Source organism: Bradyrhizobium sp. HKCCYLRH1034 (genome assembly GCF_051168375.1).
Classification (GTDB): Bacteria; Pseudomonadota; Alphaproteobacteria; order Rhizobiales; family Xanthobacteraceae; genus Bradyrhizobium.
On sequence record NZ_JBNPUW010000002.1, the window covers coordinates 378,034 to 394,431 of the forward strand.

The 16,398-nt window shown below is 64.1% G+C and carries 12 protein-coding genes; 4 read left to right on the forward strand and 8 right to left on the reverse strand.

Going from position 1 to position 16,398, the window contains the following annotated elements; genetic code table 11:
• Positions 1 to 475: 475 nt before the first annotated feature.
• From ACQR0W_RS05555 to ACQR0W_RS05565, 3 genes are all read left to right on the forward strand, one after another.
• Positions 476 to 2,419: a PrkA family serine protein kinase gene (locus ACQR0W_RS05555; RefSeq protein WP_315718010.1), complete on the forward strand. Its 1,944-nt coding sequence runs from the start codon at positions 476 to 478 to the stop codon at positions 2,417 to 2,419.
• Positions 2,420 to 2,644: 225 nt separating this feature from the next.
• The gene (locus ACQR0W_RS05560; protein ID WP_315718011.1) at positions 2,645 to 3,922 is read left to right on the forward strand and encodes a YeaH/YhbH family protein; all 1,278 of its coding nucleotides are present in this window, start codon (positions 2,645 to 2,647) and stop codon (positions 3,920 to 3,922) included.
• Positions 3,919 to 5,457, forward strand: coding sequence for a SpoVR family protein (locus ACQR0W_RS05565; RefSeq protein WP_315828312.1), 1,539 nt, complete (start codon positions 3,919 to 3,921; stop codon positions 5,455 to 5,457). Before ACQR0W_RS05560 ends, ACQR0W_RS05565 begins: the two co-directional genes overlap by 4 nt.
• Positions 5,458 to 5,482: 25 nt before the next feature.
• On the opposite strand, the gene ACQR0W_RS05570 is transcribed toward ACQR0W_RS05565, so the two are convergent.
• Positions 5,483 to 5,893, reverse strand: a complete 411-nt coding sequence (locus ACQR0W_RS05570) for a VOC family protein (RefSeq protein ID WP_316169170.1) — start codon at positions 5,891 to 5,893, stop codon at positions 5,483 to 5,485.
• A gap of 147 nt (positions 5,894 to 6,040) precedes the next feature.
• On the opposite strand from ACQR0W_RS05570, the gene ACQR0W_RS05575 reads away from it, so the two are divergent.
• Positions 6,041 to 7,312 carry a TMEM143 family protein gene (locus ACQR0W_RS05575; RefSeq protein ID WP_316169169.1) on the forward strand — a complete coding sequence of 424 codons (1,272 nt, stop codon included), beginning with the start codon at positions 6,041 to 6,043 and terminating at the stop codon, positions 7,310 to 7,312.
• Between the two features lie 367 nt (positions 7,313 to 7,679).
• Here ACQR0W_RS05575 and ACQR0W_RS05580 read toward each other — a convergent pair whose 3' ends face one another.
• The 7 genes from ACQR0W_RS05580 to pqqD all read right to left on the reverse strand — a co-directional run bounded on the left by ACQR0W_RS05580 (position 7,680) and on the right by pqqD (position 16,311).
• Positions 7,680 to 8,735 carry a 2-oxoacid:ferredoxin oxidoreductase subunit beta gene (locus ACQR0W_RS05580; RefSeq protein ID WP_315718016.1) on the reverse strand — a complete coding sequence of 352 codons (1,056 nt, stop codon included), beginning with the start codon at positions 8,733 to 8,735 and terminating at the stop codon, positions 7,680 to 7,682.
• A gap of 169 nt (positions 8,736 to 8,904) precedes the next feature.
• Positions 8,905 to 10,755 carry a 2-oxoacid:acceptor oxidoreductase subunit alpha gene (locus tag ACQR0W_RS05585; RefSeq protein ID WP_316169168.1) on the reverse strand — a complete coding sequence of 617 codons (1,851 nt, stop codon included), beginning with the start codon at positions 10,753 to 10,755 and terminating at the stop codon, positions 8,905 to 8,907.
• Positions 10,725 to 12,524, reverse strand: coding sequence for an FAD-dependent oxidoreductase (locus tag ACQR0W_RS05590; protein ID WP_434840588.1), 1,800 nt, complete (start codon positions 12,522 to 12,524; stop codon positions 10,725 to 10,727). The genes ACQR0W_RS05585 and ACQR0W_RS05590 overlap by 31 nt, the downstream gene beginning before the upstream one ends.
• A 458-nt stretch (positions 12,525 to 12,982) precedes the next feature.
• Complete coding sequence (locus ACQR0W_RS05595; RefSeq protein WP_316169167.1) at positions 12,983 to 13,654, reverse strand: DUF4286 family protein; 672 nt, start codon at positions 13,652 to 13,654, stop codon at positions 12,983 to 12,985.
• A gap of 176 nt (positions 13,655 to 13,830) precedes the next feature.
• Positions 13,831 to 14,820, reverse strand: a complete 990-nt coding sequence (gene pip, locus ACQR0W_RS05600) for a prolyl aminopeptidase (protein ID WP_315718020.1) — start codon at positions 14,818 to 14,820, stop codon at positions 13,831 to 13,833.
• Entirely contained in the window at positions 14,813 to 16,006 is a 1,194-nt protein-coding gene (pqqE, locus tag ACQR0W_RS05605) for a pyrroloquinoline quinone biosynthesis protein PqqE (protein WP_315828311.1), read from the reverse strand. Before pqqE ends, pip begins: the two co-directional genes overlap by 8 nt.
• Positions 16,003 to 16,311 (reverse strand): pyrroloquinoline quinone biosynthesis peptide chaperone PqqD, encoded by a 309-nt coding sequence (pqqD, locus tag ACQR0W_RS05610; RefSeq protein ID WP_315828310.1) that lies wholly within the window; start codon positions 16,309 to 16,311, stop codon positions 16,003 to 16,005. Before pqqD ends, pqqE begins: the two co-directional genes overlap by 4 nt.
• Between the last annotated feature and the right edge of the window lie 87 nt (positions 16,312 to 16,398).

Consider the following 16,398-nt stretch of genomic DNA (forward strand, 5'->3'; position numbering starts at 1 on the left):
CGATGGTTGACGTGCGCGCAGCGGGGCCATCTGTTCGACCACCGTGGCCGGCGCGCATCATGTCGCGCCGCGAATGAGACATTCGCTGCCTGGCGCAGCTGCGCGACCGTTGGCGTTCACTCGCGGTTCACTTCCGGAAGACAGACTGATCCCGGTGCTGTCTCGCCGCCAGTTCACGTGGCTTCACAACACCTTGTGCGGCGCAGGAAGACTACGGTGCCGGGGTATTGCGGATGTTGCGAAGCAGAGACAATGGGGTACAAATGGAGAGAGTCGGCCGGCTTTTGCCGAACTATTGAGCGAAGTGCATGTTGATAGGGCATATGCTGCATGCACTTTGCGTTGCGGAAAAGGACGAAGACGGTGCCCAATGGGGGCTAGCGCGCTTCACTCTGAGTCGGTTCGGGATCAGCAGGAACGTACTTGGATCTCGGCCCGTTGCAGCAGTGCAGCGGAACCTACGTGGAGAGGGATCATGTACAACGATTCGTTGTTCAACGCGTTCGCAAGGTCGTTCGAGGCACGCAGCCAGACCGACATGTCGATGCAGGAATATCTAGAATCGTGTCGAACCGACCCGATGCGATACGCGAACGCCGCTGAACGACTACTAGCTGCGATCGGTGAGCCTCAGATGATCGATACGGCCAAGGACCCACGCCTTGGCCGTATTTTTTTGAACCGGACGGTTCGGCTGTATCCCGCGTTCGCCGGCTTCTACGGTATGGAAGACACGATCGAGCGCATCGTCGGATTCTTCCGTCACGCCGCGCAGGGTCTCGAAGAGCGCAAGCAGATCCTCTATCTGCTCGGACCGGTCGGCGGCGGCAAGTCGTCGCTCGCCGAACGGCTGAAGCAGTTGATGGAAACTCATCCGATCTACGTGCTCAAGGCGGGAGATGAGTTGAGCCCCGTGTTCGAGTCGCCGCTCGGCCTGTTCGATCCCGACACGCTGGGCCCGATGCTCGAGGAGAAATACGGCATTCCGCGCCGCCGCCTGTCGGGCCTGATGAGCCCGTGGTGCTACAAGCGGCTCGAAGCCTTCGGCGGCGACATCTCGCAGTTCCGCGTCGCCAAGATCCAGCCGTCGCGGCTGCGCCAGATCGGCATCGCCAAGACCGAGCCGGGCGACGAGAACAACCAGGACATCTCCTCGCTGGTCGGCAAGGTCGACATCCGCAAGCTCGAGACCTACGCGCAAAACGATCCCGACGCCTACAGCTATTCGGGCGGCCTCAACCGCGCCAACCAGGGCATCCTCGAATTCGTCGAGATGTTCAAGGCGCCGATCAAGATGCTGCATCCGCTGCTGACGGCGACGCAAGAGGGCAACTATATCGGCACCGAGAACATCGGCGCGATTCCCTACAACGGCGTGATCCTCGCCCACTCCAACGAGGCGGAGTGGCAGAGCTTCAAGACCAACAAGAACAACGAGGCCTTCATCGACCGCATCTGCGTCATCAAGGTGCCGTACTGCCTGCGCGTCACCGAGGAGCGCAAGATCTATGAGAAGCTGATCCAGGGCTCCGAGCTCTCCGCCGCGCCCTGTGCGCCGGCGACCTTGGACACGCTCGCCAGATTCTCGGTGATGTCGCGCCTGCGCAAGCACGAGAATTCGACGTTGTACGCCAAGATGCGGGTCTATGACGGCGAGAGCCTCAAGGAGTCCGATCCGAAGGCGCGCAGCGTGCAGGAATATCGCGACGCTGCCGGCGTCGACGAGGGCATGGACGGCATCTCCACCCGCTTTGCCTTCAAGGTGCTGGCTGCGACCTACAATCACGACACGGCGGAAGTGTCGGCCGATGCCGTGCATCTGATGTACGTGCTGGAACAGTCGATCAAGCGCGAGCAACTGCCCGAGGAGATCGAGAAGCGCTACCTCGAATTCATCAAGGCGGATCTGGCGCCGCGCTACGCCGAGTTCATCGGTCACGAGATCCAGAAGGCCTATCTGGAATCCTACTCCGATTACGGCCAGAACCTGTTCGACCGCTACGTCGACTACGCCGACGCCTGGATCGAAGATCAGGACTTCAAGGATCCCGATACGGGACAGCTGCTCAATCGCGAGCTGCTGAACCAGGAGCTGACCAAGATCGAGAAGCCGGCCGGGATCGCCAACCCGAAGGATTTCCGCAACGAGGTTGTCAAGTTCTCGCTGCGCTTCCGGGCCCAGAATGGTGGCAAAAATCCGTCCTGGACCTCCTACGAAAAGATCCGCGAAGTCATCGAAAAGAGGATATTCTCGCAGGTCGAGGATCTGCTTCCGGTCATCTCGTTCGGTACCAAGAAGGACGGCGAGACCGAGAAGAAGCACGACGACTTCGTCGCGCGCATGGTCGAACGCGGCTACACCGAGCGGCAGGTCCGCCGGCTGGTCGAGTGGTACATGCGCGTGAAGCAGGCGGGTTGATCGTGGTCCGGCGCCGATGTTCACTGCAGGTGCGGCAGGCCATCGGTCTGACGTCGGCGCCAGGGCTACGAAACGAGCGAAACGTTCGACGCTGAGCTTCGCTGGGAGGCGTCGGACAGGCAGAGGGTGCCGTTGCAGTGTCGGGTCCGATACTGCACCGCGGCATCGCGGCGGGGGAGAGCAGGAGTCGAAGCCGCTGCAGCAGGAGGCGTATGGAACGTGGTCATGCACATCATTGATCGGCGCCTGAATCCGGGCGGCAAAAGTCTCGAAAATCGCCAGCGATTTTTGCGCCGCGCCAAGGCCCTGGTTCAGGGAGCGGTCAAGAAGACCTCGCAGGACCGCGACATCAAGGACGTGCTGGAGGGCGGCGAGGTCTCGATCCCGCTCGACGGCATGGACGAGCCTCGCTTCCGCCGCGAGGGCGGCACCCGCGACATGGTGTTGCCCGGCAACAAGAAGTTCGTCGAAGGCGACATCCTGCCGCGCTCCGGCGACGGCAGCGGCCGCAAGTCGGCGCCCGGACAAGGCGACAGCGAGGACGCGTTCCGCTTCGTGCTAAGCAAGGAGGAGTTCGTCAACCTCTTCCTCGACGATCTCGAACTGCCCGATCTCGCCAAGCGCAAATTCGCCGAGGCCGAGAGCGAGGGGCTGGTACGCGCGGGCTATTCGACCTCGGGTTCGCCGGCCAATATCTCGATCAGCCGCACCGTCACCCGCGCCTTGGCCCGCCGCGTCGCGCTGCGCCGTCCACGGCCGGAGGCGATTGCCGAGCTCGAAGCCCAGTTGGAGCAGGAGACCGACGACGACAAGCGCGCCGCGCTTCTGGCCGAGATCGAGGCGCTGAAGGCGAAGGCCAAGCGCATCCCCTTCATCGACCCGATCGACATCCGCTACCGGCGCTTCGAGGCCGTGCCGAAGCCGATCGCACAGGCCGTGATGTTCTGCCTGATGGACGTGTCCGGCTCGATGTCGGAGCACATGAAGGACCTCGCCAAGCGGTTCTACATGCTGCTCTACGTGTTCCTGACCCGGCGCTACCGCCATGTCGAGATCGTCTTCATCCGCCATACCGATCGCGCCGAGGAGGTCGACGAGCAGACGTTCTTCTACGGACCGGCGTCCGGCGGCACCTTGGTGTCGAGCGCCCTGCAATGCATGCACGACATCGTCCGCTCGCGCTTCCGCCCCTCGGACTGGAACATCTACGCGGCGCAGGCCTCCGACGGCGACAACGCCACCTCGGATTCCGAGAACGTCGCGCGGCTCTTGACCGACAACATCCTGCCGGTGTCGCAGTTCTTCGCCTATCTCGAGGTCGGCGAATCCGGCACCTATTCGTTCGAGATGCCCGACTCGGCGCTGTGGTCGCTGTATGAGCGGCTGCGCGCCAATGGCGAGCCGCTGTCGATGCGCAAGGTCCGCGACCGCAGCGAGATCTTCCCGGTGTTCCACGACCTGTTTCAGCGTCGCGGCACCACGCAGGAGAGGGCGGCGTCATGAGCGGGTTGCTGTTCGAGGGCGCAGACTGGAATTTCCTCACCCTGCAGCGCATCCACGATGCCTGCGAAGCCGTCGCCGAGAAGGAGCTCGGGCTCGACACCTATCCCAACCAGATCGAGGTGATCACGGCCGAGCAGATGCTCGACGCCTATTCCTCGGTCGGCATGCCCCTGTTCTACAAGCACTGGTCGTTCGGCAAACACTTCGCCTATCACGAGGCCTCGTACCGCAAGGGCCTGATGGGCCTCGCCTATGAGATCGTGATCAACTCCTCGCCCTGTATCTCCTATCTGATGGAGGAGAACACGGCGACGATGCAGACCTTGGTGATCGCGCACGCCGCGTTCGGCCACAACCATTTCTTCAAGAACAACTACCTGTTCAAGCAGTGGACCGACGCCGACGGCATCCTCGACTATCTCGATTTCGCCCGCGGCTACATCGCGCAATGCGAGGAGCGTTATGGCCGGCTCGCGGTCGAGCATACGCTCGACGCGGCGCATGCGCTGATGTCGCACGGCGTCGACCGCTATCCCGGCAAGAAGAAGCTCGACTTCCGCGAGGAGGAGAAGCGCGCGGGCAAGCGCAGGCTCTACGAGGAGGGCCAGTTCAACGATCTCTGGCGCACGGTGCCGACCGGCCCGGTCAAGACCAATGCGATGCTGAACGTCGAGCGCCGTCGCGCGCTGCTCGGCCTCCCGCAGGAGAACCTGCTCTATTTCCTGGAGAAGACCGCGCCGCGGCTGGCGCCCTGGCAGCGCGAGTTGCTGCGCATCGTTCGCCACATCGCGCAGTATTTCTATCCGCAGGGCCAGACCAAGGTCATGAACGAGGGCACGGCGACCTATGTGCACTATCGCATCATGAACCGGCTGCACCAGGACGGCCGCCTCACCGACGGCAACTTCCTGGAGTTCCTGCAGTCGCACACCAACGTCGTGTTCCAGCCGGAGTTCGACGATCCGCGCTTCTCCGGCTTCAACCCGTATGCGCTCGGCTTTGCGATCATGCAGGACATCGAGCGCATCGTGAAGGACCCGACCGACGAGGATCGCGAGTGGTTTCCGGACATCGCCGGCACCGGCGACGAAATGGCGGTGCTGCGTGACGTCTGGGCGAATTATCGCGACGAGAGCTTCATCAGCCAGTTCCTCAGCCCCAACCTGATCCGGCACTTCAAGCTGTTCCATTTGCATGACGATCCGGCCGAACGCGCCGGCATCCTGGTCGACGCCATCCATGACGAGCGCGGCTATCGCCGCATCCGGCGCGAGCTGTCGAAACAGTACGATGTCGGCTACATCGATCCCAACATCGAGGTGGTCGATGTCGATCTCGCCGGCGATCGCCGCCTGATGCTGCGACATACGGTGGTCAAGGGCGCCCAGCTCAACGAGACCGACACCAAGCGCGTGCTGCAGCATCTCGCCGATCTCTGGAGCTACGACGTGTCGCTGGTCGAGGTCGACGCCGCCACCGATAAGGTGCTGAAGGAGTACGTGCTCAATCCCCGGATACAACCGGCGGCCGCCTAGCGCGGCCGCCAAGCCCTGAGCGACATCAGATTTCCGCGAAGATCTCCAGCAGATTGCCGTCGGGATCCCTGAAGAACAGCGTCCGATGGCCGAAGGCCTGGTCCCTCGGCTGCTCCAGGAGCGCGACGCCCTTCTCCGTCAGCTCGGCCGCGCAGCGGTCGACGTCGTCGCGTCCCACCTTGAAGGCGAGTTGAAGCGCCGCGCTTCCCGGCGGTGTCGGCTGGTGCGATGTCAGCCGCTGCGGCCGAGCGAGCGCGAGCGTGTTGGCGCCGATCTGAAATTCGATCCACCCCTGCGACAGTTCCCGGAGCAGCGGAAAGCCCAGGACCTCCTCGTAGAACTGCCGCATGACGTCCCAGTCGCGGGCGAGGATCACCGTGTAGTCGATGGCGCGAATGGCGCGAAATGCGGACACCCTCTTTACGTCATTGGTCACGATCTCTCCCTCCCGGCCGGCCTCACCGAGCTTTTCCATCCCGCGTCGAGTGGCGCAAGGCTGATGAGCCCGCTATGGTGCCCGCCGTTGGCCGGGTGGTTGCAGCCGGCCGTTGCGGACGATGATCAAAGCTCGGGCGTAAGGCGCGTGGTTGGACCAAAGCAGACGGCGGCAACGGATCGGCGGGACCGGTTCATTCCGATACGCAAGTCCGACGTCCTGGACGCCGTCATTTCGCATGGCGGCCTGGAAGACGCCCTGGCGGCCGACCTTCGCCAGCTGGCGCACATGCTCGGCGCCATCCTGCACCACGAATATTTCGACGAGCTCGATCGGCTGCGCGATGTCTATTTCGACTTCGATCCCGAGGTCCCCGCCAGCCGCCACCGCTCCGCTCAGGAGCTCGACACCGCCTATTGCAACCTCACCGACGAATTCGTCCGGGTGCTGGGCGAAGCGAACTTCATCGAGATCAGCCACGATGAGATCGAGCGCGCCTTCGCCGAGCACGCGCTTGTCAGGGTCAAGCTGAGGGCGCCGGTCTCCGACTTTCGCGCCGTCCGCATGTTCCGGCGCGGCACGCATCAAGAGACCATCGAGGTCCCCATGCTGTATGGCCTGCGGCGGCGCAAGCAGGAGATCGAGGTCTACGACGACATCATCCTGATGGTCGCGACCAAGCCAGACGAGCCGTCTCAGAAGAAGCGCAAGACCGCCGCTTGGCGTGGCCGCAACAAGATTCGCGGCGGCGCGGTGCTGTTCAAATATTTCCGCCACATCGCGCGCTTCGACCTCGAGGCGCTGCTGCCGAACGTCCGCGTCGTCATGGGCCTGCGCGAGCAACTGACGCTGGGCGTGCCGGCGCTGGTCGGCGGCGTACCGATCCTGCTCAAGCTGGCTTCGACGCTCACCGTGCTGTTCATCGTCGCCGGCTTTTATCTCGGCCTCAGCGGCACCGTGCACGACAACGATACGGAGCAGGCGCTGGCGGCGCTGTCGGGATTGTTCGCGCTCGGCGCCTTCATCCTGCGGCAATGGGGCAACTTCCATCGCCAGTCGCTGATCCATCAGAAGCAGGTCACCGACAACATCTACTTCCGCAACGTCAACAACAATTCCGGCATCTTCAACTATTTGATCGGCGAGGCCGAGGACCAGGACTGGAAGGAAGCGATGCTGGCCTATGGCGGCCTGCTGCTGGCGTCGGTGCCGCTCTCGCGTGCAGCATTGTGCAGCCATGTCGAGGAGTTGCTGCAGCAGATGTTTGGATTGAGCCGCGCGTTCAATGTCGAGGAGGCCTTGATCAGGCTGCGGGAGTTCGGCCTTGTGACCGGCGGAGATGACGCGCTGTCCGCGCTGCCGCTGCGCGAGGCGATCGCGCAGCTCGATCGCGTCTGGGCAAGCGCGTTGCGGGCGTAATCGTCATCAACGATGACGGGCCTCATGGTTCAAGACGCGCCTGCGGCGCTCCTCATGATGAGGAGCGAGGGCGCGGCTCACCAGATATGCCGAGCTGTCGCAACGAACGATCTGATAGTTAGTTACTCCGTCATGGCCGGGCTTGTCCCGGGCATCCACGTGGTTATCAGCGTGCCGAACGACGTGGATGGCCGGGACAAGCCCGGCCATGACGTGGAGATAGACAAGCGCAAAACTCCGATTGTGAAATGCGATAGCCCCGCCAGAAGCGGGCGCAATGCACTCCACCTTTGTCCTGAGGAGCCCGCCGGAGGCGGGCGTCTCGAAGGACGGTTACAGAGCGCACGCTCTCCACGCAGCGGTCTGCCTAGCGCAGACTCGCATTGATCTTGTCGAGCGCGGCCTGGCCCGGGCACAGATCCGCGGCCTCCAGCCGGTTGAGCGGGCGTTCCACCGTGTTGAGGTGGCTGTGCAGATCGTCGGCCTCAGGGTCGACATAGAGCAGGCCGGTGACGATCTGGCCTTGCGCGGCATGCTTCTGGAGGAAGGTCATGGCGCCGAGCCGGTCGTGCGGGTCGTAGTCGGCGTCGATCTTGCGCAGCGCCAGCCTGGAGCCGTCGTGCTGCTCGACGATCTGCACCGTGCCCGGATCCTGGTCGATCTCGATCGGATCGCGCCCGGTCAGCACGTCCAACCGGTTCACGGCATCGTTGTGCTCGCGGACATAGTCGAAGCTCTTGGTTGAGCCGGCGTGATTGTTGAACGCGATGCACGGGCTGATGACGTCGATGAACGCCGCGCCCTTGTGCCGGATGGCGCCCTCGATGATCGGCACCAGCTGCTTCTTGTCGCCGGAGAACGACCGCGCCACATAGGTGGCCCCGAGCTGCAGCGCGATGCCGACCAGGTCGATCGGATTGTCGGTGTTGGTGACGCCCTTCTTCGACTTCGACCCGCGGTCGGCGGTCGCCGAGAATTGGCCCTTGGTCAGGCCGTAGACGCCGTTGTTCTCGACGATATAGGTCATGTTCACGCCGCGCCGGATCGCGTGGGCGAACTGGCCGAAGCCGATCGAGGCGGAATCGCCGTCGCCGGAGACGCCGAGATAGATCAGCTCGCGGTTGGCGAGGTTGGCGCCGGTCAGCACCGAGGGCATGCGGCCGTGCACGGTGTTGAAGCCGTGCGAATTGCCGAGAAAGTAGTCCGGTGTCTTCGACGAGCAGCCGATGCCGGAGATTTTTGCCACCCGATGCGGCTCGATCGACAGCTCGAAGCAGGCCTCGATGATCGAGGCCGTGATCGAATCGTGGCCGCAGCCGGCGCACAAGGTCGAGATCTTGCCCTCGTAGTCGCGATGGCTGTAGCCGAGTGCGTTCTTCTTGATGCCGGGATGCTGGAATTTCGGCTTTGCGATGTAGGTCATGAGAGCACCCTGTCGCCCAGTGCCGTCATGGCCGGGCTTGTCCCGGCCATCCACGTGGGAGTCCGAGGAAAGAGAGGCGTGGATGCCCGGGCCTTCGCCGCGCCGGAGCGGCTCCGGCCGCGCAGGCGGGTCAAGCCCGGGCATGACCGTGGAGAGAGTGGCTGTAAAGTCATGACACCGCCTTGCGCAGCGGTGTGACCTTGATGTGGTCCTGGTGGTCGCCGATCGCATCGGCGATGAAGCGCGCCGTGATCGGCGTGCCGTCATAATGCAGGATCGGCACCAGCCGGACCGGGTCGATGCCGTTCTCGGTGACGATCAGCTGGCGCAGCTGCGCGTCGCGGTTCTGCTCGACCACATAGACGAAGTCGTGCTCGGCGATGAAGCTCGCCACGCTCGAATGGAACGGGAAGGCGCGGATGCGCAGGCGGTCGAGCTGACAGCCGCGCGCCTCCAGCAGTCCGATTGCCTCGTCCATCGCCGGCGCGGTCGAGCCGAAATAGATCACGCCATATCTGGTCGGCTTGCTCGCATTGGCCTGCAGCGGCCGCGGCACCATGTCCTGCGCGGTCTGGAACTTGCGCAGCAGGCGCTGCACGTTGTCGGCATAGACGGCGCCTTCCTCGGAATAGCGCGCGTAGCGGTCACGCGACGTGCCGCGGGTGAAGTATGAGCCCTTCGTCGGATGCGTGCCGGGGTAGGTGCGGAACGGAATGCCGTCGCCGTCGACGTCGAGATAGCGGCCGAAGTCGCGGCCTTCGTCGAGCATTTCCGCCGTCATCACCTTGCCGCGGTCATACTGCTTGGCATCGTCCCACTTCAGCGGCCGGCATAGCCGCTGGTTCATGCCGATGTCGAGGTCGAGCATCAGGAAAACCGTGGTCTGCAGCCGCTCGGCAAGATCGAACGCCGCAGCGGCAAACTCGAACGCCTCCGCCGGATCCTCGGGGAACAGCATCACGTGCTTGGTATCACCGTGCGAGGCATAGCCGCAGGCGATCAGGTCGCATTGCTGCGTCCGCGTCGGCATGCCGGTCGAGGGGCCGGCGCGCTGCACGTTCATGATCACGGCCGGGATCTCGGCAAAGTAGGAGAGGCCGATGAACTCGGTCATCAGCGACACGCCGGGGCCCGATGTCGTGGTAAAGGCGCGGGCGCCGTTCCAGGACGCGCCGACCACCATGCCGATCGAGGCGAGCTCGTCCTCGGCCTGCACGATCGCGTATTTGGCCTGCCCGGTTTCCGGATCGTGTCGCAGTTTCTTGCAGTGGTTGCTGAACGCTTCGGCCAGCGACGACGACGGCGTGATCGGGTACCAGGCGCAGACCGTGGCGCCGCCATAGACGGCGCCGAGCGCGGCGGCGTTGTTGCCCTCGATGAAGATGCGGTCGCCGACCTTGTCGGCCTTCTTGATGCGCAGGCCGATCGGGCACTTCAAATTCTGCAGCGCCCAGTCGCGGCCGAGATGCAGCGCGTGGACGTTGGAGGAGAGCAGCTTCTCCTTGCCCTTGTACTGCTCACCGATCAATTGCTCGATCAGCTTCGGATCCATGTCGAGCAGCGCTGAGAGCGCGCCGAGATAGATGATGTTCTTGAACAGCTGGCGCTGGCGCGGATCCGAATAGGTCGAGTTGGTGATCGCGGTCAGCGGGACGCCGATGACGGTGATGTCGTCGCGGAACTTGGTTGCCGGCATCGGCTTGGTGGAATCGTAGAACAGATAGCCGCCCGGCGCGATACCGGCGACGTCCTTGTCCCAGGTCTGCGGGTTCATCGCCACCATCAGATCAGTGCCGCCGCCGCGGGCGCCGAGATGGCCCGCTTCGGTGACGCGCACCTCGTACCAGGTCGGCAGGCCCTGGATGTTCGACGGGAAGATGTTGCGCGGGCTGACCGGCACGCCGTGGCGGAGCACGGCGCGCGCGAAGAGTTCGTTCGCGCTGGCCGAGCCGGAGCCGTTGACGTTGGCGAAGCGGACGACGAAGTCGTTTACGCTGCTGAGCGGCGCTTGCTGGGACATGCGTTACCTGCGTGAGTCGTCTCGATGAAATATTTCTGCATGTCCCACGCACCGGTGGGACAGCGCTCGGCGCACAGGCCGCAATGGAGGCAGACGTCCTCGTCCTTCACCATCACCCGCCCGGTCTTCAGATCCGACGACACGTAGAGGCTCTGGTCGACATGCGGCGCCGGCGCCTTCAGGCGCGAACGCAGATCCGCCTCCTCGCCGTTGTCGGTGAAGGTGATGCAGTCCATCGGACAGATGTCGGCGCAGGCGTCGCATTCGATGCACAGCGTGTCGGAGAACACCGTCTGCACGTCGCAATTCAGGCAGCGATGCGCCTCGCCGAGCGCGAGCTTGACGTCGTAGCCGAGCTCGACCTCGGCGCGGATGTCCTTCAGCGCGACCACCTTGTCGCAGTGCGGCACCTTGAAGCGCTTCTCGGACGAAACGTCGTTGTCATAGCTCCATTCATGGATGCCCATCTTCTGCGAGGAGACATGCACCTCGGGCAGCGGCCGCTCGGTGATGTCCTCGCCGGACAGCAGGCGGTGGATCGACAGCGCCGCCTCGTGGCCCTGGGCGACCGCCCAGATGATGTTCTTCGGACCGAACGCCGCATCGCCGCCGAAGAACACTTTCGGGTTGGTCGAGACGAAGGTTGTCGGATCGACCACCGGCATGTGCCATTTGTCGAACGCGATGTCGCAATCGGCCTCGATCCAGGGGAACGCGTTCTCCTGGCCGACGGCGACCAGCACGTCGTCGCACTCATAGGTGACGTCGGGCTCGCCCGACGGCACCAGCGAGCGACGGCCGCTGGCGTCATATTCGGCCTTCACCTTCTGGAAGGTGACGCCGGTGAGCCTGCCATTGTCGTGATTGAAGGCGACCGGCACGAGATAGTTGAGGATCGGAATGTCCTCGTGCAGCGCGTCCTCCTTCTCCCAGGGCGACGCCTTCATCTCCTCGAAGCCGGAGCGCACGATGACCTTGACGTCCTCGCCGCCGAGCCGTCGCGCGGTGCGGCAGCAATCCATCGCGGTGTTGCCGCCGCCGAGCACGATCACGCGCCTGCCGATCTTGTCGGTGTGTCCGAACGAGACGCTGGAGAGCCAGTCGATGCCGAGATGGATGTTCGCGGCGGCTTCCTTGCGTCCGGGAATGTTCAGCTCCCGGCCGCGTGGCGCGCCGGAGCCGATGAAGATGGCATCATAGTTCTCGGCCAGCAGCGTCTTGAGGCTGTCGACGCGATGTCCGGCCTTGTAGTCGACGCCGAGGCCGAGCACGTAGCCCGTCTCCTCGTCGATGACGCTGTCGGGCAGGCGGAATTTGGGGATCTGCGAGCGCATCATGCCGCCGGGCTTTGGGTCGGCATCGAACACGGTGCAGTGATAGCCGAGCGGCGCGAGATCGCGCGCCACCGTCAGCGAGGCCGGGCCGCCGCCGACCAGCGCGATGCGCCGGCCGTTCTTCGGGGCAGGGCGCGGCAGGCGCTGATGGATGTCGTCCTTGAAATCGGCCGCAACGCGCTTCAGGCGGCAGATCGCGACCGGGCTTTCCTCGACACGCCCCCGTCGGCAGGCGGGCTCGCAAGGGCGATCGCAGGTGCGTCCGAGAATGCCCGGGAATACATTCGATTTCCAATTGATCATGTAGGCGTCGCTGTAGCGACCCTCAGCGATCAGGCGGATGTATTCAGGGACCGGAGTGTGTGCGGGACAAGCCCATTGGCAGTCGACCACTTTGTGAAAGTAGTCGGGGGCCGAGATATCAGTCGCTCTCATTCATACCCTGTCCGCGCGGCGAACCATGAGCGCGCGGCCTTCCTGACGTGAGGACGACTGCTTGTTCAGGATCGGCTAGGGATCGATGTGGGTCCGGAGCAGGTCCTGTTCGTCGCCCTTCTGTTTTTTGAATGGCTCAATTGAATAGTCTTATCAGACTAGAGCCATTCCAAGGCGCGCACAAAGGCAAATTTGCAAAGCTGCCCCTCATGCACAGTGTGCGGCGCCGCATTGCCGGCCTGATGCTGCCACGTGTTGCGATGCGGCATTTTCGGTGACGATAGATTGCGAGGATGACGATAAATTAAAGAATGGAGGGTGGAGCACGCGGGCTGCCACGCACTCCGCCGTCATGCCCGGGCTTGTCCCGGGCATCCACGTCGTTCCCAGGATGCCGCACAACGTGGATGGCCGGGACGAGCCCGGCCATGACGATGTGGAGAGAGGCGGGATCTAACTCACTTCGCCGCCGCGATGTCGGCGCGGCTCAAGTCCCACATCAGGCGATAGATGCCGGCCGAGATCTGCCTCGCCAGCGGACCGTCGATCGCCGCGAAGCGGGTGGTCATCAAGGTGGCGATGGCATGACTGTCGGTACCGTCGATGAGGATGAACCAGTCGGCATCGCGCGAGCTCGCAGGAACTCCAGCGGCGGGACCGGAGAGGTCGGCATCGCCTTCGAGCAGATGCATCGAGATGATGCCCCTCAGCTTGCTTGGGTCGAGCTCGATCTGCAGCGCGTCGCGCAACGCTTTGTCCTGCCCGGGTTTGGGCCGCAGGCGGATGATGCCCAGCACGGCGCCGCGACCGGCGCCGATCGAGATCGTGATGCGCGCGACGCTGCGGATCATGTTCTTGAACCGCGCCATCACCGCCTTCGACCATTCCGTCGGCGACTCCAGCCGGGCGCGGTAGGCCGCGCTGTCGAGCACGTCGATCGTTTCGGTCGAATATAGGCAGAGATATTTCGGGCTGCCCTGCTCGGCGACATAGCGTCGCGCCTCGATGAAGCCGGGGATGGCCACGCGCTCTTCGAGATGTTCGCTGTCATACCAATTGTTGAAATCGGCTTCATGCTCAGCATCGATGTTCATCGATGTCAAAAGCATGCCTTTCCCGGCGATGGGCATTGCAGATGTCCTTGTTCAGCGGCCAATCCTCATGGTGAGGGCGTCACTTGGCGCGGCTCCCGGACAATGCTGCGCATTGCCCGGTGAACCATGAGGCGGGGGGATGTCTGGGGCCTCATCCTTTGAGACGCCATGCCGCGCATGGCTCCTCAGGATGAGGAGAGATGACCATGTGTTTAAGGCGCAGTCGTGCGCGTCGCCATATCGCAGATGGCTTTCATGACCGCATCGCGGATGCCGGGATCATAAAGATTGTGACCTGCGGCTTCGACGACACGGATTTCGGCGTCGCGCCAGATTTCGGCCAGGCGCGCGGAGGTGGAGGGCGGACAGAGCAGGTCATAGCGGCCCTGCACGATGATTCCGGGAATCCCGCTCAGCCTGCTCGCATCGCGCAGCAACTGGCCTTTCGCCATGAAGCTGTCCTGCGAGAAGTAATGCGCCTCCATGAACGGCGTCGCCGGCAAGGCTGTGCCGGAGCGGATGGCGAGCCGATCCAGATGGGCGCGGGCGGGTTTGATCTCGGACAGCGCCCGCTCGGTGTCGTGCCAGGCGCGCGCAGCCGGGCCATGAATCGCCGGATCGGGATCGAGGATGCGGCGGAAATAGGCGTCGCACGGGTTGGCGCGTTCGTTTTCCGGCAGCATCTCCAGGAAGTCGCGGTGCAGGGCAGGGTGAAAGCGCGCCAGCGTCTCGCCGAATGCCGTCTCCACTTCCGCACGGGTGCCGAGGAACGTCGCCCGCAGCACCAGCCCCGTGACGCGCGTCGGGTGCGCCTGCGTATAAGCCAGCGCCAAGGTGGCGCCCCAGGAGCCGCCGGCGACGATCCAGCGGTCGAAACCGAACTTTTCGCGGATCGCCTCCATGTCGGCGATCAGGTCGGGCAGGGTGTTGTTGTCGCGGCTGCGCGCAGGACGCGAGCGGCCGGCGCCGCGCTGGTCGAACAGCACGGCATGGAAGCGCTCGGGATCGAACAGTCGGCGGTGATCCGGCTGGCATCCGGAGCCCGGCCCACCATGCAGATAGACCGCGGGGATGCCGGCGGCGCAGCCGCTGCTCTCGACGTAGATCTGGTGACCGCCGGAGACATCTAGCCATTCCGACGTCAGCGGCGCGAACGGATCGCTGCGGCGCGCGGAGGCGCGGCCGGCTTCGGCGTCAGGCATCATTGCTCTCGGGCGTGCCGCCGGCGAAATTGCGATAGAGGAAGCGGTCCTGGCCCGAGGCCGCGTCACGCTCGGCCTGCTTGAAGATGCTCTCGTGCAGCGGCGACAGCGTACAGGCCGGATCGGTATTCCCCGCATCGCCGGTCAGCGCGAACGCCTGGCAGCGGCAGCCGCCGAAATCGATCTCGCGGAACTCGCAGGATTTGCACGGCTCCTTCATCCAGCCGGTGCCACGGTAGCGGTTGAAGGCCTCGGAGTTCTGCCAGATCCAGGCGATCGAATGGTTCGACCGCACGGACATGAAGTCGAGCCCGGTGATGCTCTCGGCAGCGTGGCAGGGCAGGATCTTGCCCGAGGGAGAGATGTTGAAGAACTGCCGGCCCCAGCCGCCCATGCACTTCTTCGGCCGCAGCGCGTAGTAGTCCGGCACGACGTAGTCGATCGTCAGCGTGCCCTTCAGCCGCTCGCGCGCCTCTTCGACCAGACGGTCGGTCTCCTCCAACTGGGCATAGGTCGGCATCAGGCTGGCGCGATTCTTCAGCGCCCAGCCGTAATATTGCACGTTGGCGACCTCGAGCCGGTCGGCATCGAGATCGACCGCCATCTGGATGATGTCGGGCAGCTGATGCAGGTTCTGCCGGTGCATCACGGCGTTGACCGTCAGCGGCAGGTCGAGCTCGCGGGTCCAGCGCGCGACCTCGAGCTTCTTGACGTGGCCGCCCTTGTAGCCGCCGACGCGGTCGGCGATGCCGGCCTCGCTGCCCTGGAAGCTGATCTGGACATGGGACAGCCCGGCATCGGCCAGCTCCTTCAGCCGCTCCCGCGTCAGCAGCACGGCCGAGGTGATCAGGTTGGTGTAGAGGCCGACGTCGTTGGCATGCTGCACCAGCTCGACCAGATCCTTGCGCGCGGTCGGCTCGCCGCCGGAGAAGTGGATCTGCAGCACGCCGATCTCGGCGAGCTCGGACAGCACCTTCTTCCATTCCGTGGTGGTCAGCTCCTGTCCGGCGCGATCGAGTTCCAGCGGGTTGGAGCAATAGGGGCATTGCAGCGGACAGCGATGCGTGAGTTCGAGCAGCACGGCGAGCGGAATGCCGTAGGTTTCGGCCACGGAACCGCGCCGCTCCAGCACGGCGAGGCCGTCATTGCTGTCGATGGGCGGTGAGGTGTCGGTCAGCTCGGTCATGATGTCGTCTCCCGAACCTCGGTCAGGAATCCCTTGTCGGCGAGATCCTGCAGCATGGCAACCACATCGGTCGCGATGACGTCGCGAGGCGCGGCATATTTCGCCGCGAGCTCGTCGATGATATCAGCGACGCTGCGCGCGCCATCGCACAGCTTGAGCACCTCGATCGCGATCTCGTCCGGCGCCAGCACGCGTTCCGGCGCCAGGATCACCCAGACCTGCCGGGTCTCGTCGAACTTCAGCTTGGCATGCCGCGGCAGCACCACGCGGCTGGTCTCGGCAACTTGGATGTGACGCGGGGCCATGGCGGGTCTCTAGCCGATGATTGTTGCGTTCTGTCCGATGCCGCGGCATCGGCGGTGCCCACCCTCCCCTGGAGGGGGAGGGTCGTT